We start from the raw sequence: 26,211 nt of genomic DNA on the forward strand, positions 1-26,211 counted from the left end.
ACTACAGCATCTCGTTGATGATCGCGACAATCTCGTCGCCATACGACACGAGCTTTTTCTCGCCCACACCGGTCACGCCGCGCAGCTGGTCGATCGAGGTCGGCTTGACCTTGGCGATCTCGCGCAGCGTCGCATCCTGGAACACGACATACGCCGGCACGCCGTGCTCGCGCGCGGTGCCCATGCGCCACGAGCGCAGGCGGTCGAAGATGCCCTGCTCGGAGCGCGACAGCTCCACTTCGACAAATGTCGAGCGTGCCGTGGAAGGGCGCTTGGCCTTGACCGGTTTCTGGTACTGGCGCAGCTGCACCGTCTGCTCGCCCTTGAGCACCGGACGCGCGGCGTCGGTGAGCTTGAGCGAGCTGAAGGCGTCGTGATCGACCGTGACCAGGCCCAGCGCAATCGCCTGGCGCAATATTGCGCGCCACTCTTGTTCGCTGCGGTCGGCGCCGACGCCGTACACGGTGAGCTTGTCGTGGTGCCACTGGGTGATGCGTTCGGTGGTCGCGCCGCGCAGCACGTCGATCACGTGGCCGCCGGCAAAGCGCTGGTCGACCCGGTAGATGGTGGAGAGCAGCTTTTGCACCGGCACCGAACCGTCGAAGCTCACCGGCGGGATCAAACACGTGTCGCAGTTGCCGCAGGGGCCGGAGCGTTCGCCGAAATAGTCGAGCAGGCGCATGCGGCGGCACGACAGCGTTTCGCACAGGCCGAGCATGGCGTCGAGCTTCATCGACAGCACGCGCTTGAAGGTTTCGTCGGCCTCGGATTCGTCGATCATCCGGCGCTGCAGCACCACGTCTTGCAGGCCGTAGGCCATCCAGGCGCTGGCGGGGCCGCCGTCACGGCCGGCGCGGCCGGTCTCCTGGTAGTAACCCTCGATGCTTTTTGGCAGATCGAGGTGGCACACGAAGCGCACGTCGGGTTTGTCGATCCCCATGCCGAAGGCGATGGTGGCGACCATGACGATGTTTTCTTCGCGCAGGAAGCGCGCCTGGTTCTTGGCGCGCACGGCGTAGTCCATGCCGGCGTGATACGCCATCGCGCGGATGCCGTTTTCATTCAGGAAGTCGGCCGTTTCTTCGACCTTCTTGCGCGACAGGCAGTAGACGATGCCCGAATCGCCCGCGTGTTCGCCGGCGATGAAGTCGAGCAGCTGCTTGCGGCCGTTGGCTTTCTCGACAATGGAGTAGCGGATATTGGGGCGGTCGAACGACGAGACGAACTGGCGCGCTTCGCCCAGTTGCAGGCGCAGCGCGATTTCGGCGCGCGTTTGCTGGTCGGCCGTCGCCGTGAGCGCGATGCGCGGCACATTGGGAAAGCGCTCGTGCAGGATCGACAGGCGGATGTATTCGGGCCGGAAATCATGGCCCCACTGCGAGACGCAGTGCGCCTCGTCGATGGCGAACAGCGAGATATTCGATGCGTCGAACAGCTCAAGACAGCGCGTGGTCATGAGGCGCTCGGGCGCCACGTAGACCAGGTCGATCTCGCCGGTGCGCACGAGGCGCTCGATGCGCATGGCTTCTTCGAACGTCTGCGTCGAATTGAGGAACGCGGCGCGCACGCCGACTTCTTCGAGCGCATCGACCTGGTCTTGCATCAGCGCGATGAGCGGCGAGATGACCACGCCGACGCCGTCGCGCAGCAGCGCCGGAATCTGGTAGCACAGCGACTTGCCGCCGCCGGTGGGCATCAGCACCAGCGCGTCGCCGCCGCTGGCCACGTGCTCGACGATCTCGCCCTGCTGCCCGCGGAAGGCGGGATAGCCGAAGACGGTTTCGAGCACATGGAGCGCGCGCGTGCTGAGGTCGGCGCCAGTGTCGGCGCCGGTATCGGGATTCATGCTTTCGATGTCGGACAAAGTGTTCAAGCTGTGTGTTGGACCGGCTGTTGCTGCAGGTTTATTCCGCCCAGGTGAGCAGGTTGAATTGGGCGGTCACGAGGATCAGGATACCGAATACGATACGGTACCAGGCGAAGATCGTGAAGTCGTGCGTGCTGATGTAGCGCAGGAGCCAGCGCACGCACAGGAAGGCGGAAATAAACGCCGAGAAAAAGCCCAGACTAAACAGCGGCACGTCGGCCATCGACAGCAGGTCGCGTTCCTTGGCGACCGAGTAGACGGTGGCGCCAAGCATCGTCGGCATGGCCAGGAAGAACGAGAACTCGGTGGCCGCCTTGCGCGACAGGCCGAACAGCATGCCGCCGATAATGGTCGAGCCCGACCGGCTGGTGCCGGGAATCAGCGCGAAGGCTTGCGCGCAGCCGACCTTGAGCGCGTCGAGCATGGTCATGTCGTCGACCGTCTCGACCCGCGCCGGCTTGGGGTTCTGGCGATTGCGATGCTCGACCCACAGGATAATGACACCACCGAGCACCAGGGCAATGGCCACCGGTACAGGGTAGAACAGCACTTCGGTGATGGCCGCACTGAACAGTACGCCGGCGATCGCGGCGGGGAAGAACGCGATCACGACATTGCGCGCAAAGCGCTGCTGGACGGGATCGGAACCCAGCCCGCTGGCCACCGTCGCGATGCGCGCGCGGTATTCCCAGACCACGGCCAGCATGGCGCCGGCCTGGATCACAATCTTGAACACGGTCGACTTGGGGCCGGTGAAATCGAGCAGGCTGCCCATCAGGATCAGGTGGCCGGTCGATGAAATCGGAAGGAATTCAGTGAAACCCTCGACCAGGCCCATGATGATTGCCTTGATGGCGAGAACAATATCCATGGTTATTTTTAGCTGTGGAAGTGAACTGTGGAAGGTACGTGCGCGGGGGCAAAGCTTACCATGAGCGGCGTGGCTGCCGTCGGTCTAACTGAACCGTACGAGACGGCCGGGCATGCCGCAAGGCCGTTTTTAATCTCGCCGTAAAGATGTGTCATGCGCAAAAACGCGTGCTACACTCAACCCATGAGTCTTTTTCTTGTCCTCATTCTTGCTGCGCTGGCCTGGGTAGCATTTCATGATTGGCAGTTGCCCAACGCCTTGCGTTACCGTCCTTTTCAAGGCCGGGCGTGGCGCAGTTCTTTCCCTTCCGCTTCCCGTAAAGACATCCGCGAATTCCTGACCGTCTTCGGCAAGGCCTGTGCCTTTGGCGACTGCGATCGCCTGCATCTGCGCCCTGATGATCCGGTGCTCAATGTCGTGCGCGCCGCCAGGCCGTCGCGCTGGATGCCCGACGCCGCCGACATCGAACCGCTGGCACGCGCGCTGCGCGAACGCTACGGTGTCTTGCTCAGCGATATCTGGCACGACGGCCTGACGCTTGGTGGCTTGTTCCAGCGGGTGCAGCAGGCGCGCGGCAAGCCGGCGGTGTAAGCTCCGGCCTCATGTCTTGTCGGGCGCCGTCAGTCGCTCCAGCTCGCTCAACCAGAACATCGCCTGTGCACGGGTATCGCCACACATCTCGTGCGAGGGTTGCAGACCGCCGCAAAAGGCTGGCCGCTCCGGTTGCCCGAAAATGCGGCAGCGCTCGTCCTCTCCCAATTGCACGCAGCGTACGCCAGCCGGCTTGCCATCGGGCATACCCGGTATCGGGCTGGTGATCGACGGCGCGGTGCAGCAGGCGCCGCATTGGGGGCGGCACTGGAAGGGGGCGGAGGTGGAAAGCATGGATCGTGGGCGTGGACAGGGCGCCAGTATACATCGGCCCCGGCGCCGCCAGGCGAGAGTGACTTTAGCGACCGCTTGTGGCGCGCAATTAATATAGTTTCGGTTGCGCAACGGCCGCTTGACGACATCAATAAGACAGGTCTATATTGGTTGTTCCTTAGATAATTTCCGGGTGGGAAAATGGACTGCCAAACAGACGGTAAGCCACGCTGGGAACGTCGCAAGGAAGCGCGGCCGCAAGAGCTGCTCTCTGCCGCGATCGAGCTGTTCGTGGAACGGGGATTTGCCTCGACCCGCCTGGAAGACGTGGCCAAGCGCGCTGGTGTCTCCAAGGGCACCTTGTACCTGTATTACGCCAACAAGGAAGACCTGTTCAAGGCTGTCGTGCGCCAGAGCATCGTGCCGATGCTGGGCCAGGCCGAAGTCTCGGTGGCCGAGTTCGAAGGACACAGCGCCGAGCTGTTGCGCAACGTGATCCTGTCGTGGTGGCATAGCGTGGGCGCCACCAAGGCGTCAGGCATCAGCAAGCTGATCTTCGCAGAAGCCGATAATTTCCCCGAGCTCGCGCGTTTTTACCAGACCGAAGTGATGAGCCGCGGCATGCGCATGATCTCGAGCATGCTCGAGCGCGGCGTACAGCGCGGCGAGTTTCGCGCCATCGATATCGCGCAGACGACCCAGGTCTTGATCGCGCCGATGCTGATGCTGTCGACCTGGAAGCACACCATCGCCCCGTGCGAACGCTGCGACCTGCAGCCGGAAGCGTTCCTCGACGCCTTCCTCGACATTACGCTCAATGGCCTCGTGCCGAGTACCCCGGCAATTTCCCACTGAGTTCGTCCACTGAGTTCCCCCACTGAGTTGCCCTTCACGCCAAGGACGGTTTTCTGGCGTTCATCCCCTCCAAACTGCAGACTGTCGCAATTTACCGCTGGGGACGCCGTGCGTCGATAAGATGTGCATCGAGACATCTATTCAGATAGGTTCCAGCACCGTTCACGGATTAGAATATCGGATTGTTTATTTTTCCACCGAGAACTGAAATGAATATCGAACAAGCCCGCTTCAATATGATCGAACAGCAGATCCGTCCTTGGAATGTGCTGGACCAGGACATCCTCGACCTGCTGCACGTGGTCAAGCGTGAACAATTTGTCCCACAGGCCTACCAGAACCTGGCATTTGCCGACACCGAAATCCCGCTGCCGGGCGGCGAAGCCATGCTCAATCCGAAGGTCGAAGCGCGCATGGCGCAAGAGGCCGCGGTCAAGCAGGGCGACAACGTGCTGCAGGTCGGCACCGGTTCCGGCTACCTGGCTGCACTGCTGGCAAGCAAGGCGCGTCACGTGACGAGCGTTGAAATCCTGCCGGACACCGCAGCCCAGGCCAAGCAGAACCTGGACGCCGCCGGCATCACCAATGTGTCGGTCGAAGTGGGCAATGGCGCGCAAGGCTGGGCCACTGGCACCGACTACGACGTGATCGTGGTCTCGGGCGCGCTGCCGCTGCTGCCGGAAGCACTGATCAAGCAACTGAAAATCGGCGGTCGCATGATCGCGATCGTCGGCGCGGCGCCGGCCATGACTTGCCAGCTGATCACCCGCACGTCGGCCACGGCGCATGACGCGGTCACCGTGTTCGAGACCGTCGCCAAGCCATTGACGGGCGCATCGAAGCCGTCGGGCTTCACGTTCTAAGGGCGCCGCAATGCAACAGATTACTGCTCCCGAATTGGCCGCCCGGCTGGCCGATCCGGCGCGCGAGCAGCCGCTGCTGCTCGACGTGCGCGAGAACTGGGAATTCGAAACCTGCCAGATTGCCGGCTCGACCCAGATTCCGATGAACCTGATTCCGGTGCGCGTGACCGAGATCGACGACGACCGCGAGGTCGTCTGCATCTGTCATCACGGGGCGCGCAGCATGCAGGTCGCTGCCTTCCTCGAGCGCAATGGTTTTAGCAACGTAACCAACTTGACGGGCGGGATACACGCCTGGGCCTTGCAGGTCGATCCGTCGATGCCGACGTACTGACCTGATCGAAAAAACTTGATGACCCCTGTGGAGATAGCAATGCAGAAACCCCTTATCGCCGTGCTGCTTGCGAGCGCGTGCTTCTCGCTCAACGCCAGCGCTGCCGACCTGATCCAGGTGTACCAGCAGGCGCTGGCCAACGATGCGACGTACGCGAGTGCGCGCGCGTCGCTATCCGCGGGCCGCGAGCGGATCACGCAGGGGCGTGCGGGCTTGCTCCCGACCGTTGGTATCAGCGGTGGGTTGTCCAAGAACGACAATGATTTCGATCCATGGAACGTTGGCCAGCTCGGCACCTTGCCGAATGGCCAGCCGGGCATCATCGGCAGCAGCGGTTCAAACCTGCGCACCAATGAATACACGCTGTCGCTGCAACAGCCTCTGTATCGCTGGGATCGTTGGGAAACCTACCAGCAAAGCAAACTCCAGCAAGCCATTGCCGAAGCGCAGTTTGCGCAGGCCCAGCAAGACTTGATCACGCGCGTGGCGCAAGCCTACTTTGACGTACTGGCCTCGCAAGACGCGCTCGAATCGACCCGCGCCCAGAAGGACGCGACCACCGAGCAACTGGCCTCGGCCAAGCGCAACTTCGAGGTCGGCACCCAGACCATCACCGACACGCACGAGGCGCAAGCGGCGTACGACCTGGTGCTGGCGCAGGAATTCGCTGCCGTCAATGATCTGGACAACAAGCGCAATGCGTTGCAGGCGATCATCGGCACCGCACCGGGCAATCTGGCGGCACTGAAACCTGGCACCACGCTGGCCGTGCCGCAGCCGGCCACGGTCGATCCATGGGTGTCGTCGGCCGAGAACCAGAACTATGGCGTGACGGTCGGCCAGCTCCAGGTGGAAATCGCCACGCGCGACATCTCGCGCAACCGCGCCGGCCACTTGCCGACGCTCGACCTCGTGGCCAGCTCGACCCGCCGCGACGTCAACGGCCGCACCGGCAGCTCGGGCGACACCAATAACAACGCCATCGGTCTGCAGTGGAGCGTGCCGATCTTCAGCGGCTTTGCTGTCACCAGCCGTGTGCGTGAATCGATCGCGCTGGAAGACCGCGCGCGCAACGATCTTGAAGCAACCCGCCGCAATGCAGCGCTGCAGGCGCGTCAGTCTTTTTTGGGTGTGAACAGCGGTCTGGCGCAAGTAAAGGCATTGGAAGCGGCGGAAGTGTCGAGCCAGTCGGCGCTCGAATCGAACAAGCTCGGTTACCAGGTTGGCGTGCGGATCAATATCGACGTGCTCAATGCGCAGCGCCAGCTGTACCAGACCCGCACCGACCTGTCGCGTGCGCGCTATGACGTGATCATCAATGGCCTGCGCCTGAAGGCAGCGGCCGGTTCGCTGCGCGAGGCAGATCTGACGCCGGTGAACAGTCTGCTGGCCGAATAAGTCTGCTGCAAGATCATTCGAACGTCGCTCCCGCGGAGGCGGGAGCCTAAGTTTTCTCAGCCAACCTCTACGCTTACAGCGCGCGCGCCCGGCGCCACTGAATCAATTCAGCGATCGTCAGGATCGGAAAACCGCGCTCTTCGGCGAACTGCTCGATCTGCTCGCCGCGCATCATGGTGCCGTCAGCATTCATCAGCTCGCACAGCACCGCTGCCGGTTGCAGGCCCGCCAGCCTGGCCAGGTCGACCGAGCCTTCGGTATGGCCGGCACGGGCCAGCACGCCACCAGTCGTCGCGCGCAGCGGGAACACATGGCCTGGGCGCACGACGTCATCCGGTTGGGCATTGCGCGCGATGGCGGCCTTGATGGTGGTAACGCGGTCGGCGGCCGACACACCGGTGGTCACGCCATGGCGCGCCTCGATCGACACCGTGAACGGCGTGCCGTAGCGGCTGCCGTTTTCCGGCGCCATTGGCGGCAGTTCCAGCGCGCGCACCTTGTCATCCGACAGGCACAGGCAGACGATGCCGCTGCATTCGCGGATCATCAGGGCCATGGTTTCATCGTTGATTTTCTCGGCGGCGACAATCAAATCGGCCTCGTTCTCGCGGTCGAAATCGTCGAGCAGGATGACCGGCACGCCGGCACGGATGGCTTGCAACGCGATGGCGATGCGACCTTCGAGATCGTTACTGTAGAGGGTATAGGTAGGGACCAGCATGTGAAACGCTCCTCGCATAAGTTGGCGAAAAACGCATCAGGGCACAGCGAAGCCGCGCACCCGGCCCACCGCAAGTGAGACTTGTGGCAGGCCGGGCGCGTGAAAGCGCACATCTTCTTTCATCCGGACTATACCGTCGGCTCTGGCATCGCACCAGATCTGCTGACCCTGCCCGGCAATGCCAGGCAGGCGCTCGCGGGCTCGACCGTTGCCGGTCATACCGCCGGTGGGGAATCGCACCCCGCCCCGAAGACGTCATTGTAAGTTGTTGCCTGCAACGTGCAGGCGCGGCGATTGTAGCAGCGCCGCGCGATCTCTGCAGGCGGCCGGCTTGGTTGCTCAGTTAGTTGCTCAGTTACCTGCTCAGGCCGCCACCGCTGGCATGGTCGGCACGTTCGATCAGCTCGACCTTGTAGCCATCCGGATCGGTAATGAAGGCGATCACGGTGCTGCCGCCCTTGACCGGGCCCGGCTCGCGCGTGATGTTGCCGCCGGCTGCGCGCACCTGGTCGCAGGTAGCGTAGATGTCGGTCGCCGAGATGGCGATGTGGCCGTAGGCCGTGCCCATATCGTAACTGTCGGTGCCCCAGTTATAGGTCAGCTCGAGTTCGGCGTGATCGGGATTGCTGCCATAGCCGAGGAAGGCCAGGCTGTATTTGTATTCGGCGTTCTCGCTCGTGCGCAGCAATTTCATGCCCAGCACGTTGGTGTAGAAGTCGATGGAGCGTTGCAGGTCGCCGACCCTCAACATGGTATGCAGGATGCGCATCGTGTGTGCCTTATCTGGTTCGCAAAAGACCGTCATTTTATGCGTTTGACGGTTTCCTTGCCGGACAAGGGCGGATGCGCATCGGGTTGAGCGTTTTAGCTCTCGAGCTTGGCGTCGAGCGTGATGGTTGCGTTCAGCAGCTTCGACACCGGGCAATTTTCTTTTGCATTGGTCGCGGCTTTGTCGAAGGCTTCCTGGGTCGCGCCCGGAATCTTCGCGCGCAGTTCGAGGTGCACGGCGGTGATCGAGAAGCCGCCTTCGACTTTTTCCATCGACACGGTGGCCTTGGTGCGCAGCTCGTCGGCGGTCAGGCCGGCCGCGCCGAGCTGGCCCGACAGCGCCATCGTGAAGCAGCCGGCGTGCGCCGCACCGATCAGTTCTTCGGGGTTGGTGCCCGGTGCATCTTCAAAGCGGGTGTTGAAACCATATGGCTGGTCTTTCAGTGCGCCGCTACCGGTCGACACCTGGCCCTTGCCATCCTTGATGCCACCACTCCATACGGCGCTGCCGTCGCGTTTGATCGTCATGTGTTATTTCCTTTCGCTGTTGTTGTCGGGGTCGTCTTCTTTTGCTTCGGGCGCCGGCTCGGCCTCATGGTCGCGCATGTCGCGATGCCGGTCGGGCAGCGGCTTGGCCTGGCCACTGGCGCCGGGCGCGGCATTGACTGCCTGCGAAATGCCCGGCGTGCCGCGCGCTTCGGTGTCGATCAGGCCTTGTTCCAGGTCGCTGGCTGCCTGCTTCATGACGCCGCGCGGCTCGGTATCCTGGCCGTCGGGCGATTCATCGCGTTCATGCGGTTGGCGTTTCACGCCATCGTTGCTCATCGGTTCGTCCGTATTCACGGCACGATCTTTTGCATTGGTCGCCATGGCGATCTCCTTTTTTTGTATTTTCGTCATCCCCATCCTAACTGCCTGCGCCCGAAACAGTCGCTCGATTGAATCTTGCAAATATGATGCTTTTTTGCAATTACTTGGATAAGATGTGATCTTGAGCGTATTGACCGAAGGCGCGCCGTGACCCCTGACACCCTGCCACAGCACGCGAGCGGCGTTTGCAAGAACTGCAGCGCAGCCACGAGCGGCAACTATTGCCATCAGTGCGGGCAGGCTGCGCACCTGCATGTGCCGACCGCGCGCGAGTTTTTGCACGAATTCATCGCCCACTACGTGGCGCTCGAGGGCGCGCTGTGGAAGTCGCTTGGCGGGCTGATCTTCAAGCCGGGCTTTCTCACTTGCGAGTACATCGAAGGCCGGCGCGTGCGCTATCTGCAGCCGCTGCGTCTGTACCTGACGTTCAGCATCATTTTCTTTGCGCTGTTCAAGTTCAGCGGGATGGCCGTGATCAATCTCGGCGATGACCGGCCCACCGCCGTCGTGGTCGTGACCGAAGACGATGCCGCCAAGGCAAGGCGGATGGTGGCCGGCACACCCGAGCACGCAGGTGAGTTCAAGCGCTCCATTGCGCCCATCGTCTCCGGTGTCGGTTCGATGAACGCGACGCTGGGCCAGAAAGTGCAGCACTTCCTCGACCTGCCGCGCCGTGAACAGGAAGCCGCCCTCAAGCAAGCCTTCTTCAGCTACACGCCGTACGCGGTATTCGGACTGATGCCGGTGTTCGCCCTGTATCTGCGGATCCTGTATGTGCGAACGGGGCGGCGCTATGGCGAGCATTTCCTGTTCGGATTGCACACCAATGCATTCGCGTTCCTGATGTTCAGCGTGCTCCTTCTCATACCGCCGAGCCTGGATTTCCTGGAACTACCGCTGTCACTGTGGCTGATGTTCTATCTGCCCCTGGCGATGCACCGCGTGTATGGCGGCCTGCCGCTGGCCACTGGCCTTCGCTGGATCGTGCTGAGTCTGCTTCATGTGCTGAGCCTGATCCTGGCCGTGGTCGCCGCCATGGCGCTCGCACTGATGGGCTGAACTTGCAGGAGTGGGGCGGCGCCCGGTATACTGTGCATCTGTACAGTGTTTGTCGAGCGCTGCTATGGCAGCCGCAGGAATTATCGGTTAATCTCCAGCGTGTTGTTAACCTACTACTGCCGAGACTGCTATGCCCGCTTCGCCCCAACCGCAACAGATCATCGCGCTCGTGGTGCGGCATAACACGGCAGGCGTCGAAGAGCCGGTCGGCCGCATCCGCGATTTTCTGAGCGAAGCCGGCTACCGCGTCGTGTTCGAGGCCGACACCGCCGCCAATCTCGCGCTCGAGAACATCGAGTCCATGACCGTGGCCGAGATCGGCGTCCAGGCGCGGATCGGCATCGTGGTCGGCGGCGACGGCACCATGCTCGGCATCGCGCGCCAGCTGGCCCAATACGATATCGCCCTCATCGGCATCAACCTGGGCCGCCTGGGGTTCATCACGGATATCGCGCTCGGCGACATGCTGCCCGAGTTGAGCGGCATCCTGCAGGGCCGCGCGCGGCGCGAAGAGCGCACGCTGCTCGAGGCGCGCGTGATGCGCGATGGCGCATTGATCTTTTCCAGCGTGGCCGTCAACGATGTGGTCGTTGCGCGCGGCACCGGCGCCGGCATGGTCGAACTCAAGCTCTCCGTCGATGGTCAATTCATGTACAACCAGCGCTCCGATGGCCTGATCGTGTCCACGCCCACCGGCTCGACCGCGTACGCGCTGTCGGCCGGCGGGCCGTTGCTGCATCCGAGCCTGGGCGGCGTGGTACTGGTGCCGATCGCGCCGCATGCGCTGTCGAACCGGCCGATCGTGGTGCCCGATACCAGCGAGATCGTGGTCGAACTCGTGAGCGGGCGCGACATCAGCGTCAACTTCGACATGCAGACGTTCACGAGCCTGCAACTGGGCGACCAGATCGTGATCTCGCGCTCGCCGCACACGATCAGCTTCCTGCATCCGCAAGACTGGAGCTACTACCACACGCTGCGCCAGAAACTGCACTGGAACGAGTACCCCACCAACGACGGCATGCTCAAATAATCCGCCCCTCGCAGCCGCCCGCATTTGCCACAGAATCGCCAAGCATCGCCCTAACCGCCGGAGACCCGATTTTTCATGCTGCGCACACTTACCATCCGCGACTTCGTCATCGTCGACGCCATCGAACTGGAATTCTCGAACGGCTTCTCGGTGTTCACCGGCGAAACCGGCGCCGGCAAGTCGATCCTGATCGATGCGCTGCAGCTGGCGCTGGGCGGGCGCGGCGACGCCAGCATGGTGCGCGAAGGCGCGGCCAAAGCCGACATCACGGCCGACTTCGCGCCGACCGAGGTCGCCAGGGCGTGGCTCGACGAGCATGAATTCAGCGTCGACGAGGGTGGGGCGCTGCTGCGCCGCGTGATCGACAACGCCGGCCGCTCGAAGGGTTATATCAATGGCGTGGCGGCCACGGCGGCGCAACTGCGCGAGCTGGGCGAGATGCTGGTCGATATCCACGGCCAGCACGCGCACCAGAGCCTCCTGAAACCCGACGCCCAGCGCGCGCTGCTCGATAACCAGATCGGCGTGCGCGACCCGGCCGCGCGCATCGAAGCGCAAGAGGTCTCGCAAGCCTGGCGCGCCTGGCGTGCGCTGGTGCGCCAGCGCGAAGAATACGAAGCCGACGCCAAGAACGTGCTGATCGAGCGCGAGCGCCTCGAGTGGCAAGTGGCCGAGCTCGACAAGCTGGCCCCAAAGGCCGGCGAGTGGCTCGACATCGGCAACGAACACAGCCGCCTGTCGCACGCCGCCAGCCTGCTCGAGGGCGCGCAGGAAGCGCTGGCCGCGATCTCGGAATCCGATCACCCGATCCTGTCGCAACTGTCGGCGCTGAACGCCAAGCTGGGCAAGCTGGTCGACGTCGATACGCAGTTGCAGGCGGTGCTCGACTGCATGGAACCGGCGCGCATCCAGCTGCAAGAAGCGGTGTCCGAACTGAACACCTATATCGACAAGGTCGAGCTCGACCCGGCGCGCCTGCGCGAAGTCGATGCGCGCATGGAAGCGCTGCACACGGCGGCGCGCAAGTACCGCGTCACGCCCGAAGAACTGCCCGAAGAACACGCGCTGCTGGCCACCAAGCTGCGCCAGCTGGCCGACGCCACCGACATCGACGGCTTGCGCAAGCAGGAACAAAAGGCCGAAGCGGCGTACATGGACGTGGCCGGGCGCCTGTCGGCGCGGCGCGAGCAAGCCGCGCACGAACTGGGCACGCAGGTGACGGCGGCGATGCAAGAGCTGAGCATGAGCGGCGGCAGTTTCGCCATTGGCCTGAATCGCGGCGAGCCGACTGCGCATGGCCTGGAGCAGATCGAATTTCTGGTGGCCGGCCATGCGGGCGTCGTGCCGCGCGCCTTGGCCAAGGTGGCCTCGGGCGGCGAGCTGGCGCGCATTTCGCTGGCGATCTCTGTGATCACGTCGAATGCAACCACCGTGCCGACGCTCATTTTCGATGAAGTCGACACCGGCATCGGCGGCGGGGTGGCCGAGGTGGTGGGGCGCCTGCTCAAGCGCCTGGGCCAGCAGCGGCAAGTGCTGTGCGTGACGCACTTGCCGCAAGTGGCGAGCCAGGCGAACCAGCACTTCCAGGTGGCCAAGGGCACGACCGACGCCGGCCGCACGGTCTCGCGCATCGACGTGCTCGACAAGCGCGCCCGGGTCGAAGAAGTGGCGCGGATGCTGGGCGGGATCGAGATCACTGAGACGACGCGCAAGCATGCGCGGGAATTGCTGGCGTCGTGATCAGTTGAAGAGCACTGATTACGAAGACCATGCCATTACCTTCTGCTACGTACATGAGCACGTCGTTCCAGCGGAGGCTGAAACCCAAGTATTGCATGCACAGTGCCTACGTTCGAGCTCGCATCTGCGCTAACGAGCTTGGATTCCCGCCTCCGCGGGACGTCATTGCCGCCAGTGGCGGGAATGACGTGCTGAGGCAGGTGGTGACGGGATAAATTCGCCCACTTTTTTAAGTGCGCCTTAGTCACACGCCTTTCTTCAAACTGTGGCAAAGTCGAGTTCGATCCTGACCCACCACCCCACTGAAAGGAACTCGCATGAGCATCGAAAAAGTCCTGTACCGCGCACAAGCCACGTCGCAAGGCGGCCGTGAAGGTACGTCGAAAAGTTCAGACGGCGTTCTTGATCTGACCCTCTCCACCCCAAAGGAACTCGGCGGCGGTGGCGGCGCGGGCACCAATCCTGAACAGCTGTTCGCAGCCGGTTACTCGGCGTGCTTCCTGGGTGCGCTGAAATTTGTCGCGGGCCAGGCCAAGGTCGCGCTGCCGGCCGACCTGACCATTACCGGCGACGTCGGCATCGGCCAGATCCCGACCGGCTTCGGCATCGAAGTCGACCTGGCCATCAAGGGCCCGGGCATGGACCAGGCCCAGCTGCAAGAGCTGGTCGACAAGGCCCACATCGTGTGCCCGTACTCGAACGCCACCCGCAACAATATCGACGTGCGCCTGCACGTGAGCACCTGATTTTTCGCTAGACACGCCGGTCCGTGGTTCGAACACCACGGACCGGCAGCCCAAAGTCCGCTGACCCGCTGTTCCTCCCTGCGGCATGAGCATGCCACCCATATAATGGTTGGATCCTGTCTTCAACATTCCCTCATGCCATTTCGTCCCGAACCGTCTCACACCCACGGCGCCGTGCCGCACAGCGCGATCGTGCTGGTCAACCTCGGCACGCCCGACGAACCCACGCGTTCAAAAGTCCGCAACTACCTGAAGCAGTTCCTGTCCGACCCGCGCGTGGTCGAGATTCCGCGCCTGGTCTGGTGGTGCATCCTGAATTTGATCATCCTGCCGTTTCGCTCGGGCCAGTCTGCCGCCAAGTACCGCACTATCTGGACCCGCGAAGGTTCGCCCCTGCGCGTGAACACCGCCCTGCAAGCGACGCGCCTGGGGGCGATGCTGACCGAGCGCGGCCATGAAGACGTGACCGTGACGATGGCGATGCGCTATGGCTCGCCATCCTTGCCCGACGTGCTCGACCGCCTGAAAGCAGAAGGCGCCGACCGCATCGTCGTGCTGCCTGCTTACCCCCAATATTCCGGCACCACCACCGCCTCGATCTGGGACGCCGTATTCCAGCACTACGCGCAGGTGCGCAACATTCCCGAGCTGCGCCTGGTGAAGCACTACCACGACCACGAGGGCTATATCAACGCGCTGCGCGACAACGTGCTGGCCCACTGGGACAACCACGGCCGCGGCCAGAAGCTGGTGATGAGCTTTCACGGCGTGCCCAAGCGCACGCTGCAACTGGGCGACCCGTATCACTGCGAGTGCTACAAGACAGCGCGCCTGCTGGCCAATGCGCTCGACCTGACCCAGGACGAGTACCTGGTCACGTTTCAGTCGCGCTTCGGCAAGGCCGAGTGGCTGCAGCCGTACACCGCGCCGACCGTGCAGCAACTGGCGCGCGATGGCCTCGAACGCGTCGACATGATCTGTCCCGGCTTTACCAGCGACTGCCTGGAAACGCTGGAAGAAATCTCGATGGAAGTGCGCCACGATTTCGAAACCGCCGGCGGCAAGCAATTCCACTACATTCCATGCCTGAACGCGTCGCCGGCCTGGATCCGCGGGCTGGCCGAAATCGCCGAACAGCACCTGATCGGCTGGCCAACCATTCTCACGCCGGCCCAGCGCGAAGAGCGCCGCATCGACGCCGAACGCGGCGCCGCGCGCGCTGCCAGCCTCGGCGCCCCGGTCTGAGCCAACCCCATCCCGAGCTTGCCTGTTGACAACCTGCTAAAATGGCAGGTTGTTGGCGCTGATTACCAGAATTTCAGATGGTGTTCTTGCAATATCCCTTGAAATTGTAGGAGATCGCCCCATCTGGTGCGCTGTGTATCAATCAGGATACGTTTCCACTTCAGCCAAGTCCTTGATTCCAGGAGTTTTTCCGATGCAAGACCAAGAAAACAAAGAGATGAACAATGAGCAGGACGCGCAGGCGCCTGTTGCTGACGTCAATGACGCCGCTGCCACTGCTGGCGCGAGCGCACAAGCCGCAGCGCCGACGGGCGAACCGGGCCTCGAAGAACAACTGAGCGCCACCGAAGCCAAGCTGGCCGAGATGCACGACGCCTTCATGCGCGCCAAGGCCGACGCGGAGAACATCCGCCGCCGCGCCCAGGAAGATGTCAGCAAGGCCCACAAATTCGCCATCGAAAGCTTCGCCGAGGCCATGGTGCCGGTGCGCGACAGTCTTGAAATGGCACTGAAGGTCGAGGCGCCGACGGTCGAGTCGATCAAGGAAGGCGTCGAGATGACGCTCAAGCAGCTCACCAGCGCGTTCGAGAAGAACCGCCTGGTCGAGGTGCTGCCGCAAGCGGGCGACAAGCTCGATCCGAACAAGCACCAGGCCGTTGCCGTGGTGCCTGCAGAGCAGGAAGCCAACACCGTGGTCACCGTGCTGCAAAAGGGCTACATGATCGCCGACCGCCTGCTGCGGCCTGCCATCGTGACGGCGGCAGCACCAAAATAAGAATGGCCGCGTGCCGCGTAATGCTCTTGAAAGCACGCCGTTTTTCCCAATATTGAATCCATCAGAAACTCAGCATATAAAAAGGAATACATCATGGGCAGAATTATCGGTATCGACCTTGGCACCACCAACTCGTGCGTCGCCATCATGGAAAACGGTCAGCCAAAAGTGATCGAGAACGCCGAAGGCGCGCGTACCACGCCATCGATCATCGCTTACCAGGAAGACGGCGAGATCCTCGTCGGCGCGCCGGCCAAGCGCCAGGCCGTGACCAACCCGAAGAACACCCTGTTCGCGGTCAAGCGCCTCATCGGTCGCAAGTTCGATGAAAAAGAAGTACAAAAAGACATCTCGCTGATGCCTTACGCCATCGTCAAGGCCGACAACGGCGACGCATGGGTTGGCGTGCGCGACAAGAAACTGGCTGCCCAGCAGATCTCGGCAGAAGTGCTGCGCAAGATGAAGAAAACCGCCGAGGACTACCTGGGCGAAGAAGTCACCGAAGCGGTCATCACCGTGCCGGCCTACTTCAACGACTCGCAGCGCCAGGCAACCAAGGATGCCGGCCGTATTGCTGGTCTGGACGTCAAGCGCATCATCAACGAGCCGACCGCCGCCGCACTGGCGTTCGGCCTGGACAAGACCGACAAGGGCGACCGCAAGATCGCCGTGTATGACCTGGGCGGCGGCACGTTCGACGTCTCGATCATCGAAATCGCCGATGTCGATGGCGAAAAGCAGTTCGAAGTGCTGTCGACCAACGGCGACACCTTCCTGGGCGGCGAAGATTTCGACCAGCGCATCATCGATTACATCATCGACGAATTCAAGAAGATCAACGGCCTGGACCTGTCGAAAGACGCGATCGCCCTGCAGCGCATCAAGGCTTCGGCCGAGCGCGCGAAGATCGAACTGTCGTCGTCGCAGCAGACCGAAATCAACGAGCCGTACATCGCCATGGCGAACGGCGCGCCGGTTCACCTGAACCTGAAGATGACCCGCGCCAAGCTCGAGTCGCTGGTGGAAGAGCTGATCATCAAGACGATCGAGCCATGCCGCATGGCCATCAAGGATGCCGGCGTCAAGGTTTCGGACATCGACGACATCATCCTGGTTGGCGGTATGACCCGCATGCCGAAGGTGCAAGAGAAGGTCAAGGAGTTCTTCGGCAAGGATGCACGCAAGGACGTCAACCCGGATGAAGCCGTCGCTGTCGGCGCCGCGATCCAGGGTTCGGTCCTGTCGGGCGAGCGCAAGGATTTGCTGCTGCTGGACGTGACGCCACTGTCGCTGGGTATCGAAACCCTGGGCGGCGTGATGACCAAGATGATCCACAAGAACACCACGATCCCGACCAAGTTCTCGCAGGTGTTCTCGACCGCCGACGACAACCAGCCGGCCGTGACCATCAAGGTGTTCCAGGGCGAGCGTGAAATCGCGGCCGGCAACAAGGGCCTGGGCGAGTTCAACCTCGAAGGTATCCCGCCAGCATCGCGCGGTACGCCACAGATCGAAGTGACCTTCGACATCGACGCCAACGGCATTCTGCACGTCGGCGCGAAAGACAAGGCCACCGGCAAAGAGAACAAGATCACCGTCAAGGCGAACTCGGGTCTGACGGAAGAAGAGATCCAGAAGATGGTCAAGGACGCCGAGCTGAACGCCGAAGAAGACAAGAAGGTCAAGGAAATGGCGGAAGCGCGCAACCAGGGCGACGCCCTGGTGCACTCGACCCGCAAATCGCTGACCGAATACGGCGACAAGCTGGAAGCCGGTGAGAAAGAGTCGATCGAAGCAGCCATCACCGACCTCGAAGGCGCGATCAAGAGCGGCGACAAGGCCGACATCGATGCCAAGACGGCAGCCCTGTCGAGCGCGTCGCAGAAGCTGGGCGAGAAGATGTACGCCGACATGCAGGCGCAGCAAGCGGGTGGTGCTGGCGCGGCTGGCGGCCCGGGTGCTGGCGCAGCCGGTGGCGAGCAGTCGGCCAAGCAGGACGACGATGTCGTCGATGCCGACTTCAAGGAAGTCAAAGACGCGAAGTAAGCGTCTCCGGCGCGAAGGCTTGATGCCTTCGCGTACAGGCCGAGCCGCAACCTTCCAGGTTTGTCGGCTCGGTTTTTTTGGTTTAAAGAATCCAGTTAGTAGACAACTTTAGGTGCCGACCATGGCGAAGCGTGATTTTTACGAGATCCTCGGGGTCGCAAAGGGTGCGTCGGAAGACGAGATCAAGAAGTCTTATCGCAAGCTTGCGATGAAGTACCACCCTGACCGCAACCCGGACAACAAGGAAGCGGAAGAGAAGTTCAAGGAGGTCAAAGAGGCCTACGAGATGCTGACCAATCCGGAGAAGCGCGAAGCGTATGACCGTTACGGTCACGCGGGCGTCGATCCGAACAGCGGCATGGGCGGCATGGGCGGCGGCGCCGGTGGTTTCGGCGATGCGTTCGGCGACATCTTCGGCGACATCTTTGGTGGCGGCCGCGGCGGGCGCAGCGCCGGCCCGCAGGTGTACCGCGGCGCCGACCTGCGCTACAACCTCGAAATCACGCTCGAACAAGCGGCCCACGGCTTCGACACGACGATTCGCGTGCCGAGCTGGGACAAGTGCGACACCTGCCACGGCAGCGGCGCCAAGCCGGGCACCCAGCCCGTGACCTGCACCACCTGCGCCGGCCACGGCCAGGTGCGCATGCAGCAGGGCTTCTTCAGCATCCAGCAGACCTGCCCGAAATGCCACGGCAACGGCAAGATCATCCCCGAGCCGTGCGCGGCCTGCGGCGGCGCCGGACGCATCAAGCGCAACAAGACGCTGGAAGTGAAGATCCCGGCCGGTATCGACAACGGCATGCGCATCCGCTCGTCGGGCAACGGCGAACCTGGCACCAATGGCGGCCCGGCAGGCGACCTGTATGTGGAGATCCACATCAAGCCGCACGCCGTGTTCCAGCGCGAAGGCGACGACCTGCATTGCGAAATGCCGATTTCGTTCTCGAAAGCGGCCCTGGGCGGCGAAATCGAAGTGCCGACGCTCACCGGCAAGGTGTCGTTCACGGTGCCTGAAGGCACCCAGACCGGCAAGACCTTCCGCCTGAAGGGCAAGGGCATCAAGAACGTGCGTTCCGGCTACACGGGCGACCTGTTCTGCCACGTGATCGTCGAAACGCCGGTGAAGCTGACCGACAAGCAGAAGGACATGCTGCGCGAGTTCGAGCGCCTGACGATCGAGGGTGGCGCCAAGCACAGCCCGCAGAGCAAGGGCTGGATGGACAAGGTCAAGGACTTCTTCGAGTAAGACGTCGAACCGCCGACCGGCACATGCCCTCGGCGGTTTTTTTTGCCTTCGCATCTGGCACCGGCGCCCCTGTATTGACGACCGCGGCCGCCAACACGGGTATACTCCCCCTGTTTCGAGACGTACCCGCCGGCAAGCCTGCTCCAGAACAGGCCTGGCAACGTCCCCTGTCGGGACGGCAACAAAAGAACAAGGAATCATGATGGATAAATACAAGACCAAGGGATTGACCGCGGCAGAGCTGTTCGAACGCAACCGGACCTGGGCCGCCTCGATGGTTGCCGAAGACCCGACCTTCTTCAAGGCGCTGTCGGAACAGCAGGCACCGGAATACCTGTGGATCGGCTGCTCGGACAGCCGCGTTCCCGCCAATGAGCTGCTGGGCATGGCGCCGGGCGAACTGTTCGTTCACCGCAACATCGCCAACGTCGTCGTGCACTCCGACCTCAATTGCCTCTCGGTGCTGCAGTTCGCGATCGACGTGCTCAAGGTCAAGCACATCATCATCTGCGGCCACTACGGCTGCTCGGGCGTGCACGCGGCGCTGACCGATGCACGGGTTGGCCTGGCCGACAACTGGCTCGGCCATGTGCGCGACGTGCGCGACAAGCACGGCAAATACCTCGGCAACGTGAGTGGCCGCGCGGCCACCAACCGCCTGGTCGAACTGAACGTGGCCGAGCAGGTCATGAACACGGCCCACACCACGATCGTGCGCGACGCGTGGGAACGCGGCCAGCCGCTGACCATCCACAGCTGGGTCTACGGCGTGCACGACGGCCTGCTGCGCGACCTGGGCATCACCGTGAGCAGCTTCGAAGAAATCGCACCGAAGCTGCACCGGGTGCTCGACGGCTATATCGACGATGGCGTCGTACGTGAAGAACGACGCGGACAGTGACCTGCATCGGCTGCGCGCGCTGGTGCGCGTGTTCGTCGACGAGCGCGACTGGGATCAGTTCCACACGCCGAAGAACCTCGCCTCGGCCCTGACGGTTGAGGCAGCCGAGCTGCTGGAGCATTTTCAATGGCTGCAGTCGGGTCGCGCCGAAGAACTTGGCGCGGCCAAGCTGGTCGAAGTACGGCACGAGATGGCCGACGTGCTGGTCTATCTGGTGCGGCTGGCGGACAAGCTCGACGTGGATCTGTTCGCGGCGGTGGAAGAGAAGATGGTGCTCAATCGCGCGAAGTATCCGGCCGAGCTGGTGCGCGGGGATGCGCGCAAGTATGACGAGTACAAGAAGTAACGCTATTTCTCGGTTCGACCCGCGGCCCTTGCACGTCGTTCCCGCCCTCGCCGGGCGCCTTGGCGGGAACCTAAGTTTTTTGCGTGCCACATACTTTTAACATGAGTGGTGCGCACGCAAACTTGGGTTCCCGCCTCCGCGGGAACGACGGTCTTGAAGTAGTGAGCTAGTTCTTACACCCCACCCATGCAAATGTATTTCACCACCAGGTAATCATCCATCCCATAGGTCGAGCCTTCACGCCCCAGACCCGATTGCTTGACCCCACCGAACGGCGCGATCTCGGTCGAGATAATCCCGGTATTGACCCCCACCATCCCGCTCTCGATCGCCTCGGCCACGCGCCAAACGCGCCCGATATCGCGCGCATAGAAGTACGACGCCAGCCCGAACTCGGTGTCGTTGGCCAGCGCGATCACTTCTTCCTCGGTTTTAAAACGGAACAGCGGCGCCAGCGGCCCGAAGGTTTCTTCACGCGCCACCAGCATGTCGGATGTCACTTCGGTCAGCACGGTCGGCTCGAAGAAGCTGTGGCCCAACGCATGGCGTTTGCCGCCCAGTTGCAGCCTGGCGCCTTTGCCCAAGGCATCCTCGATATGCTGCTCGATCTTGCGCACGGCTTTCTCTTCGATCAGCGGGCCTTGCGTGACGCCTTCTTCGCGCCCGTCACCCACCTTCAGCTCGCCCACCGCCACGGCCAGCTTGCGCGCGAATTCGTCGTACACGCCATCCTGCACATACAGGCGGTTGGCGCACACGCAGGTCTGCCCGGCATTGCGAAACTTCGACGCGATCGCGCCTTCGACCGCCGCATCGAGATCGGCATCGTCGAACACGATGAACGGCGCATTGCCGCCCAGTTCGAGCGAGACCTTCTTGATCGTCGGCGCGCACTGTTCCATCAACAGGCGCCCCACGGCGGTCGAGCCGGTAAAGCTCAGCTTGCGCACGAGCGGGTTGCCCGTCATCTCGCCGCCGATGGCTTTCGAGTCGCCAATCACCACGCTGAATACGCCTTTCGGCAGCCCGGCGCGTTCGGCCAGCACGGCCAGCGCCAGCGCCGACAGCGGCGTGAGTTCGGCCGGCTTGAGCACGATGGGGCAACCGGCGGCCAGGGCCGGCGCCACCTTGCGGGTGATCATCGCGGCCGGGAAGTTCCACGGCGTGATCGCGGCGCACACGCCGATCGGCTCCTTTGTCACGACGATGCGTTTGTCGGGCCAGGGCGAGGCCAGCGTCTCGCCGGCAACGCGCTTGGCTTCTTCGCCAAACCACTCGAAGTACGACGCAGCGTAGGCGATTTCGCCCTTGGCTTCAAGCAGCGGCTTGCCTTGTTCCAGCGTCATCAACAGCGCCAGGTCGTCGGCGTTTTCCAGCATCAGGTCGGACCAGCGGCGCAGGATCGCGGCGCGCTCCTTGGCCGGCAGCTTGCGCCAGGCGGGCCAGGCGGCATTGGCGCCGGCGATCGCACGTTTCGTTTCAGCGGCGCCCATATGCGGCACGCTGGCGACCGTCTCGCCGTTGGCGGGATTGATCACCGCGATGGACTGGCCGGCGTCAGCGTCGCACCAGGCGCCGTCGATAAAGGCTTGCTGGCGCAGCAAGGAAGGGTCGTTCAAATTCGGCATACATATCCTCGTTAGTTCATCACGAGCATCGGCTGCAGAGCGCGGATGCAAGCTGTCATGGTAGACCCATTTGCAAGCGAACGTGCTGGAGCGCCCAATTCCTGCATACTAAGATTCTCAAATTATTGATGACCATTGGAAACGTGTTGGCAGACGCTCCCGATTGAAGTTAAGGTTTTGACATGAAATTTCCCCTGCGTTCGACATCCTGATTCTTTCGGGGTCGCGCGCCCTGAAGAGAAGGACTACACCATGCGCCCCATCGTTATTGTCCCCGCATGCACCCGTGATTTCGGCGAACACCCTTATCACGCGGCCCAGCACAAGTATGTCGACGCCGTCACCCTGGGCGCCGACTGCGCATCGCTGATTCTGCCGTCGGCCGGCGAATCGCTGGATCTGGAAACCATCTTCGGCACCATCGACGGCATCATGCTGACCGGTTCGGCATCCAACGTTCACCCGAGCTACTACTCGGAAGAAGTGCTCGACCCGTCGCTGCCCCAAGACCCGGCGCGCGACCAGACCACCCTGCCGTTGATCCGCGAAGCGGTGCGCCGCGGCGTGCCAATCATCGCGATCTGCCGCGGCTTTCAAGAGATGAACGTGGCGCTCGGCGGCAGCCTGCACCAGGCCGTGCAGACGGTGGCCGGCAAGTTCGATCACCGCGAAAAGGCCGAGCTCGGCATGGATGAGCAGTACGGCGACGCGCACAACGTGACCGTGACACCAGGCGGCATGCTCGAGGGCATCCTGGGCGCGGCCGAGATCCCCGTGAATTCGCTGCATGGGCAGGGCGTGAACGAACTGGCGCCGGGTCTGACGGTCGAAGCGGTGGCGGAAGACGGCCTGGTGGAAGCGTTCACCGTGTCGACCTCGCCCGGCTTCACGCTGGCCGTGCAGTGGCATCCCGAATGGCGCATTCAGCACAACCCGTACTCGATGAAGATGTTCCGCGCCTTTGGCGACGCCTGCCGCGTATATCGCGAGCAGCGCCTGAGTCGTTCTTGAAGACCAATATGAGGCAATGATGGCAATACGCGAAAATTTCAGTTACACCGATATGGAAGAGTGGCTCGACGCAAAGCGGGTCACCGAAATCGAATGCCTGGTGCCCGATCTGACCGGCGTTGCGCGCGGCAAGATCCTGCCGCGCGTGAAGTTCACCGACGATCGCGGCATGCGCCTGCCCGAAGTCGTGCTGGGCATGACCGTCACCGGCAATACGCCCGAACGCGATGACGCCTACGAGCGTGCCATCTCGAGCATCGACCGCGACATGATTCTCAAGGCCGACCCGACCACCATCACGATGGTGCCGTGGGCTGCCGATCCCACCGCCCAAGTCATCCACGATTGCTACTATTCCGACGGCCGCCTGGTCGATTTCGCCCCGCGCAGCGTGCTGCGCCGCGTGCTGAAGCTGTACGAGCAGCGCGGCTGGAAGCCGCTGGTGGCGCCCGAACTCGAGTTTTATCTCACCGCAAAAAACATCGACCCCGACCTGCCGCTGGTGCCGCCGATCGGCCGCAGCGGCCGCGCCGAGACGAGCCGCCAGGTCTACAGCATCGATGCGGTGAACGAGTTCGATCCGCTGTTCGAAGACATCTACGATTACTGCGAGCTGATGAACCTGGACGTCGACACGCTGATCCACGAGATCGGCGCCGGCCAGATGGAAATCAACTTCCAGCACGGCGAGCCGCTGGGCCTGGCCGACAAGGTGTTCTACTTCAAGCGCACCTTGCGCGAAGCGGCGCTCAAGCACGACATGTACGCGACCTTCATGGCCAAGCCGATGGCCAACGAGCCTGGTTCGGCGATGCACGTGCACCAGAGCGTGGTCGATGCCGGCACCGGCAAGAACATCTTCAGCACCGAAGATGGCGCGCCGTCCGAGCTGTTCCACCACTACATCGGCGGCCTGCAGCGCTACATGCCGTCGGCGATGGCGATCGTGGCGCCATACGTGAACTCGTACCGCCGCATCGTGCGCCACACGGCCGCGCCGATCAATCTGCAATGGGGGATCGACAACCGCACGGTGGGCTTCAGGGTGCCGGTGTCGGGCTCGCAAGACCGGCGCGTGGAAAACCGCGTGATCGGGGCTGACGCCAATCCGTACCTGGCCGTCGCCATCACGCTGGCCTGCGGCTACCTGGGGATGGTGGAGGCGATCGAGCCGTCACCGATGGTGGAGGGCAGCGCCTACGACATGCCGGTGGAACTGCCGCAAGGGCTGTCCGAGGCGATCACGGTGCTGCGTCGCGAAGACCGTCTGCGCGACGTGCTGGGCGAGCGCTTCATCGATGTGTATACGGCAGTGAAGGATCTGGAGCACCAGGAGTTCATGCGGGTGATCAGCCCGTGGGAACGGGAGCATTTGTTGTTGCACGTTTGATGGGGTGTGCGAGCGAACTTGGGTTCCCGCCTCCGCGGGAACGACGGTTTCAAGGTTGCGGGCCACTGTCGTTGATCATGGCCCGCGTCATTTGCCCGTCGTTCCCGCAGAGGCGGGAACCCAAGGTAAGCAAACCGTAGCCGCAGACTACGCTTTAGCCTCGACATCCACTTCCCGATAATTAACAAACACCTGCGGCGCCAGCGACCCCACGACCATCCCCACAAACGCCATCATCAACCCGGCCAGCTGCCCCGGGAAATGCACGCCCCAGCCGGTAATCTGCTCGAAGAACAGCACCCACGTCAGCAACCCGCCCCCGATCGACAGGATCGCGCCCTGCGTCGTCGCGCGCTTCCAGTACAGACCCATCACCAGCGGCACGAACGCCCCCACCAGCGGCACCTGGTAGGCGCTCGAGACCAGCTCGTAGATCGACGTGCCTTCCATGGCGATTGCATACATCAGCACCAGCGCGGCGAAGATCACAATGGTGATGCGCATCGCCAGCAGTTGCTGGCGGTCGCTCATGCCGGGGCGGATATTCTTGAGGATGTTCTCGACAAAGCTCGTCGAGGGCGCGAGCAGCGTGGCCGACGACGTGCTCTTGATCGCCGAGAGCAGCGCGCCGAAGAACAGGATCTGCATCACCAGCGGCATCTTGGTCATGACGAACGTCGGCAGCAGGCGCTGGTAGTCGTTCTGCGCGATGTCGAGCGCCTGGCTGCCCATCACCACCACGGCCGCGGCCACGATGAACATCGGCACGAAGGCGAACAGGATGTAGCTCATGCCGCCGATGATGGCGCCGGTGCGCGCGGTCGGCGCGTCCTTGGCCGACATCACGCGCTGGAACACGTCCTGCTGCGGGATCGAGCCGAACATCATCGTCACTGCTGCAGCGATGAAGAACATGATGTCGGTGAAGCCCGGCTCGGGCAGGAAGCGCCACAGGTCGGCGTTCTGCGCCATCGCCATCACGTTGCCGGCGCCGCCGGCCAGGTCGGCCGCGAACCAGGCGATCACGCTCATGCCCACGACCAGCACGATCATCTGGATGAAGTCCGTGATCGCCACCGCCAGGAAGCCGCCCACTACCACATAGATCAGCACCGTCAGCGTGCCAATGATCATGCCGGCCGCCGGCGACAGCGCGCCGGCCGTCAAGACCGTAAACACCAGGCCCAGCGCCGTGATCTGCGCCGCCACCCAGCCCAGGTAACTCATGATGATCGCGACCGAGCAGAAGATCTCGATGCCCTTGCCGTAGCGCTGGCGGTAATAATCGCCGATGGTCAGCAGATTGAGTTTGTACAGCCTGGCGGCGAAGAACATGCCGACCAGGATCAGGCACATGCCGGCCCCGAACGGGTCTTCGATCACCGCATTCAGGCCGCCCTGCACGAACTTGGCCGGGATGCCCATCACGGTCTCGGCGCCGAACCAGGTGGCGAACGTGGTGGTGATCACCATGACCAGCGGCAGGCTGCGGCCGGCGACGGCGAAGTCGCTCGTGTTCTTGATCCGCGTGCCCGCCCACATGCCGAGCGCCAGCGTGCCGAGCAAATACAGCACGACGAAAGTGATCAAAGTGGGATTCATGCGGTCGATGCTCCGGGGCCAGGGAATTT

26 protein-coding genes and 1 riboswitch are annotated in these 26,211 nt (G+C 62.8%); of the genes, 17 read left to right on the top strand and 9 right to left on the bottom strand.

Annotation, left to right across the window (positions count from 1 at the left end):
• Position 1: 1 nt before the first annotated feature.
• Both recQ and AB2N08_RS05150 read right to left on the bottom strand, forming a co-directional pair.
• On the bottom strand, positions 2–1,846 hold the full coding sequence (gene recQ, locus AB2N08_RS05145; protein WP_367609853.1) for a DNA helicase RecQ: 1,845 nt from the start codon (positions 1,844–1,846) through the stop codon (positions 2–4).
• Between the two features lie 58 nt (positions 1,847–1,904).
• On the bottom strand, positions 1,905–2,738 hold the full coding sequence (locus tag AB2N08_RS05150) for an undecaprenyl-diphosphate phosphatase (protein WP_367609558.1): 834 nt from the start codon (positions 2,736–2,738) through the stop codon (positions 1,905–1,907).
• 153 nt (positions 2,739–2,891) lie between these two features.
• Between AB2N08_RS05150 and AB2N08_RS05155 the strand changes: the two genes are divergently transcribed.
• On the top strand, positions 2,892–3,329 hold the full coding sequence (locus tag AB2N08_RS05155) for a hypothetical protein (RefSeq protein ID WP_367609559.1): 438 nt from the start codon (positions 2,892–2,894) through the stop codon (positions 3,327–3,329).
• 9 nt (positions 3,330–3,338) lie between these two features.
• On the opposite strand, the gene AB2N08_RS05160 is transcribed toward AB2N08_RS05155, so the two are convergent.
• Entirely contained in the window at positions 3,339–3,623 is a 285-nt protein-coding gene (locus AB2N08_RS05160; RefSeq protein WP_367609560.1) for a YkgJ family cysteine cluster protein, read from the bottom strand.
• Between the two features lie 180 nt (positions 3,624–3,803).
• Between AB2N08_RS05160 and AB2N08_RS05165 the strand changes: the two genes are divergently transcribed.
• The 4 genes from AB2N08_RS05165 to AB2N08_RS05180 all read left to right on the top strand — a co-directional run bounded on the left by AB2N08_RS05165 (position 3,804) and on the right by AB2N08_RS05180 (position 7,052).
• Positions 3,804–4,457, top strand: coding sequence for a TetR/AcrR family transcriptional regulator (locus AB2N08_RS05165; protein WP_367609561.1), 654 nt, complete (start codon positions 3,804–3,806; stop codon positions 4,455–4,457).
• A 209-nt stretch (positions 4,458–4,666) separates the two neighbouring features.
• On the top strand, positions 4,667–5,320 hold the full coding sequence (locus AB2N08_RS05170) for a protein-L-isoaspartate O-methyltransferase family protein (protein ID WP_367609562.1): 654 nt from the start codon (positions 4,667–4,669) through the stop codon (positions 5,318–5,320).
• Positions 5,321–5,330: 10 nt separating this feature from the next.
• On the top strand, positions 5,331–5,654 hold the full coding sequence (locus AB2N08_RS05175; RefSeq protein WP_367609563.1) for a rhodanese-like domain-containing protein: 324 nt from the start codon (positions 5,331–5,333) through the stop codon (positions 5,652–5,654).
• A 39-nt stretch (positions 5,655–5,693) separates the two neighbouring features.
• Positions 5,694–7,052 (top strand): TolC family outer membrane protein, encoded by a 1,359-nt coding sequence (locus AB2N08_RS05180; RefSeq protein ID WP_367609564.1) that lies wholly within the window; start codon positions 5,694–5,696, stop codon positions 7,050–7,052.
• 73 nt (positions 7,053–7,125) lie between these two features.
• Here AB2N08_RS05180 and ribB read toward each other — a convergent pair whose 3' ends face one another.
• From ribB to AB2N08_RS05200, 4 genes are all read right to left on the bottom strand, one after another.
• The gene (gene ribB / locus AB2N08_RS05185) at positions 7,126–7,773 is read right to left on the bottom strand and encodes a 3,4-dihydroxy-2-butanone-4-phosphate synthase (protein WP_367609565.1); all 648 of its coding nucleotides are present in this window, start codon (positions 7,771–7,773) and stop codon (positions 7,126–7,128) included.
• Positions 7,774–7,880: 107 nt separating this feature from the next.
• A riboswitch (FMN riboswitch) is annotated at positions 7,881–8,031 on the bottom strand.
• Between the two features lie 97 nt (positions 8,032–8,128).
• The gene (gene gloA, locus AB2N08_RS05190) at positions 8,129–8,542 is read right to left on the bottom strand and encodes a lactoylglutathione lyase (protein ID WP_367609566.1); all 414 of its coding nucleotides are present in this window, start codon (positions 8,540–8,542) and stop codon (positions 8,129–8,131) included.
• 95 nt (positions 8,543–8,637) lie between these two features.
• Positions 8,638–9,069, bottom strand: coding sequence for an OsmC family protein (locus AB2N08_RS05195; RefSeq protein WP_367609567.1), 432 nt, complete (start codon positions 9,067–9,069; stop codon positions 8,638–8,640).
• Between the two features lie 3 nt (positions 9,070–9,072).
• Positions 9,073–9,411, bottom strand: coding sequence for a hypothetical protein (locus tag AB2N08_RS05200; protein ID WP_367609568.1), 339 nt, complete (start codon positions 9,409–9,411; stop codon positions 9,073–9,075).
• Between the two features lie 147 nt (positions 9,412–9,558).
• On the opposite strand from AB2N08_RS05200, the gene AB2N08_RS05205 reads away from it, so the two are divergent.
• The 10 genes from AB2N08_RS05205 (at position 9,559) to AB2N08_RS05250 (ending at position 20,551) form a co-directional block, all read left to right on the top strand.
• Entirely contained in the window at positions 9,559–10,470 is a 912-nt protein-coding gene (locus tag AB2N08_RS05205) for a DUF3667 domain-containing protein (RefSeq protein WP_367609569.1), read from the top strand.
• 130 nt (positions 10,471–10,600) lie between these two features.
• Positions 10,601–11,503, top strand: a complete 903-nt coding sequence (locus tag AB2N08_RS05210; protein ID WP_367609570.1) for an NAD kinase — start codon at positions 10,601–10,603, stop codon at positions 11,501–11,503.
• Positions 11,504–11,578: 75 nt separating this feature from the next.
• Entirely contained in the window at positions 11,579–13,243 is a 1,665-nt protein-coding gene (gene recN, locus AB2N08_RS05215; RefSeq protein WP_367609571.1) for a DNA repair protein RecN, read from the top strand.
• Between the two features lie 317 nt (positions 13,244–13,560).
• Positions 13,561–13,989, top strand: a complete 429-nt coding sequence (locus AB2N08_RS05220; protein WP_367609572.1) for an organic hydroperoxide resistance protein — start codon at positions 13,561–13,563, stop codon at positions 13,987–13,989.
• A gap of 135 nt (positions 13,990–14,124) precedes the next feature.
• Positions 14,125–15,234 (top strand): ferrochelatase, encoded by a 1,110-nt coding sequence (hemH, locus tag AB2N08_RS05225; protein WP_367609573.1) that lies wholly within the window; start codon positions 14,125–14,127, stop codon positions 15,232–15,234.
• Between the two features lie 193 nt (positions 15,235–15,427).
• Entirely contained in the window at positions 15,428–16,009 is a 582-nt protein-coding gene (grpE, locus tag AB2N08_RS05230) for a nucleotide exchange factor GrpE (protein WP_367609574.1), read from the top strand.
• Between the two features lie 93 nt (positions 16,010–16,102).
• Positions 16,103–18,055, top strand: coding sequence for a molecular chaperone DnaK (gene dnaK, locus AB2N08_RS05235; protein WP_367609575.1), 1,953 nt, complete (start codon positions 16,103–16,105; stop codon positions 18,053–18,055).
• 121 nt (positions 18,056–18,176) lie between these two features.
• On the top strand, positions 18,177–19,304 hold the full coding sequence (gene dnaJ, locus AB2N08_RS05240) for a molecular chaperone DnaJ (RefSeq protein ID WP_367609576.1): 1,128 nt from the start codon (positions 18,177–18,179) through the stop codon (positions 19,302–19,304).
• Positions 19,305–19,506: 202 nt separating this feature from the next.
• Positions 19,507–20,205, top strand: coding sequence for a carbonate dehydratase (gene can / locus AB2N08_RS05245; protein WP_367609577.1), 699 nt, complete (start codon positions 19,507–19,509; stop codon positions 20,203–20,205).
• Positions 20,183–20,551: a nucleotide pyrophosphohydrolase gene (locus AB2N08_RS05250; protein WP_367609578.1), complete on the top strand. Its 369-nt coding sequence runs from the start codon at positions 20,183–20,185 to the stop codon at positions 20,549–20,551. Before can ends, AB2N08_RS05250 begins: the two co-directional genes overlap by 23 nt.
• Before the next feature lie 173 nt (positions 20,552–20,724).
• Here AB2N08_RS05250 and gabD read toward each other — a convergent pair whose 3' ends face one another.
• Positions 20,725–22,179 (bottom strand): NADP-dependent succinate-semialdehyde dehydrogenase, encoded by a 1,455-nt coding sequence (gabD, locus tag AB2N08_RS05255; RefSeq protein WP_367609579.1) that lies wholly within the window; start codon positions 22,177–22,179, stop codon positions 20,725–20,727.
• Between the two features lie 252 nt (positions 22,180–22,431).
• On the opposite strand from gabD, the gene AB2N08_RS05260 reads away from it, so the two are divergent.
• Both AB2N08_RS05260 and AB2N08_RS05265 read left to right on the top strand, forming a co-directional pair.
• Positions 22,432–23,190 carry a gamma-glutamyl-gamma-aminobutyrate hydrolase family protein gene (locus tag AB2N08_RS05260; protein WP_367609580.1) on the top strand — a complete coding sequence of 253 codons (759 nt, stop codon included), beginning with the start codon at positions 22,432–22,434 and terminating at the stop codon, positions 23,188–23,190.
• A gap of 19 nt (positions 23,191–23,209) precedes the next feature.
• Positions 23,210–24,580 (top strand): glutamine synthetase family protein, encoded by a 1,371-nt coding sequence (locus tag AB2N08_RS05265; protein WP_367609581.1) that lies wholly within the window; start codon positions 23,210–23,212, stop codon positions 24,578–24,580.
• Positions 24,581–24,727: 147 nt separating this feature from the next.
• On the opposite strand, the gene AB2N08_RS05270 is transcribed toward AB2N08_RS05265, so the two are convergent.
• Positions 24,728–26,182 carry a sodium:solute symporter family protein gene (locus AB2N08_RS05270; RefSeq protein ID WP_367609582.1) on the bottom strand — a complete coding sequence of 485 codons (1,455 nt, stop codon included), beginning with the start codon at positions 26,180–26,182 and terminating at the stop codon, positions 24,728–24,730.
• Between the last annotated feature and the right edge of the window lie 29 nt (positions 26,183–26,211).

This window comes from Massilia aurea (assembly GCF_040790145.1).
Taxonomy (GTDB): Bacteria; Pseudomonadota; Gammaproteobacteria; order Burkholderiales; family Burkholderiaceae_D; genus Telluria; species Telluria aurea_C.

Excerpts from the sequence above, each read along its gene's own strand:
- recQ (WP_367609853.1), bottom strand. The coding sequence starts at position 1,846 with ATGAATCCCGATACCGGCGCCGACACTGGCGCCGACCTCAGCACGCGC.
- AB2N08_RS05150 (WP_367609558.1), bottom strand. The coding sequence starts at position 2,738 with ATGGATATTGTTCTCGCCATCAAGGCAATCATCATGGGCCTGGTCGAG.
- AB2N08_RS05155 (WP_367609559.1), top strand. The coding sequence starts at position 2,892 with ATGCGCAAAAACGCGTGCTACACTCAACCCATGAGTCTTTTTCTTGTC.
- AB2N08_RS05160 (WP_367609560.1), bottom strand. The coding sequence starts at position 3,623 with ATGCTTTCCACCTCCGCCCCCTTCCAGTGCCGCCCCCAATGCGGCGCC.
- AB2N08_RS05165 (WP_367609561.1), top strand. The coding sequence starts at position 3,804 with ATGGACTGCCAAACAGACGGTAAGCCACGCTGGGAACGTCGCAAGGAA.
- AB2N08_RS05170 (WP_367609562.1), top strand. The coding sequence starts at position 4,667 with ATGAATATCGAACAAGCCCGCTTCAATATGATCGAACAGCAGATCCGT.
- AB2N08_RS05175 (WP_367609563.1), top strand. The coding sequence starts at position 5,331 with ATGCAACAGATTACTGCTCCCGAATTGGCCGCCCGGCTGGCCGATCCG.
- AB2N08_RS05180 (WP_367609564.1), top strand. The coding sequence starts at position 5,694 with ATGCAGAAACCCCTTATCGCCGTGCTGCTTGCGAGCGCGTGCTTCTCG.
- ribB (WP_367609565.1), bottom strand. The coding sequence starts at position 7,773 with ATGCTGGTCCCTACCTATACCCTCTACAGTAACGATCTCGAAGGTCGC.
- gloA (WP_367609566.1), bottom strand. The coding sequence starts at position 8,542 with ATGCGCATCCTGCATACCATGTTGAGGGTCGGCGACCTGCAACGCTCC.
- AB2N08_RS05195 (WP_367609567.1), bottom strand. The coding sequence starts at position 9,069 with ATGACGATCAAACGCGACGGCAGCGCCGTATGGAGTGGTGGCATCAAG.
- AB2N08_RS05200 (WP_367609568.1), bottom strand. The coding sequence starts at position 9,411 with ATGGCGACCAATGCAAAAGATCGTGCCGTGAATACGGACGAACCGATG.
- AB2N08_RS05210 (WP_367609570.1), top strand. The coding sequence starts at position 10,601 with ATGCCCGCTTCGCCCCAACCGCAACAGATCATCGCGCTCGTGGTGCGG.
- recN (WP_367609571.1), top strand. The coding sequence starts at position 11,579 with ATGCTGCGCACACTTACCATCCGCGACTTCGTCATCGTCGACGCCATC.
- AB2N08_RS05220 (WP_367609572.1), top strand. The coding sequence starts at position 13,561 with ATGAGCATCGAAAAAGTCCTGTACCGCGCACAAGCCACGTCGCAAGGC.
- hemH (WP_367609573.1), top strand. The coding sequence starts at position 14,125 with ATGCCATTTCGTCCCGAACCGTCTCACACCCACGGCGCCGTGCCGCAC.
- grpE (WP_367609574.1), top strand. The coding sequence starts at position 15,428 with ATGCAAGACCAAGAAAACAAAGAGATGAACAATGAGCAGGACGCGCAG.
- dnaK (WP_367609575.1), top strand. The coding sequence starts at position 16,103 with ATGGGCAGAATTATCGGTATCGACCTTGGCACCACCAACTCGTGCGTC.
- dnaJ (WP_367609576.1), top strand. The coding sequence starts at position 18,177 with ATGGCGAAGCGTGATTTTTACGAGATCCTCGGGGTCGCAAAGGGTGCG.
- can (WP_367609577.1), top strand. The coding sequence starts at position 19,507 with ATGGATAAATACAAGACCAAGGGATTGACCGCGGCAGAGCTGTTCGAA.
- gabD (WP_367609579.1), bottom strand. The coding sequence starts at position 22,179 with ATGCCGAATTTGAACGACCCTTCCTTGCTGCGCCAGCAAGCCTTTATC.
- AB2N08_RS05260 (WP_367609580.1), top strand. The coding sequence starts at position 22,432 with ATGCGCCCCATCGTTATTGTCCCCGCATGCACCCGTGATTTCGGCGAA.
- AB2N08_RS05265 (WP_367609581.1), top strand. The coding sequence starts at position 23,210 with ATGGCAATACGCGAAAATTTCAGTTACACCGATATGGAAGAGTGGCTC.
- AB2N08_RS05270 (WP_367609582.1), bottom strand. The coding sequence starts at position 26,182 with ATGAATCCCACTTTGATCACTTTCGTCGTGCTGTATTTGCTCGGCACG.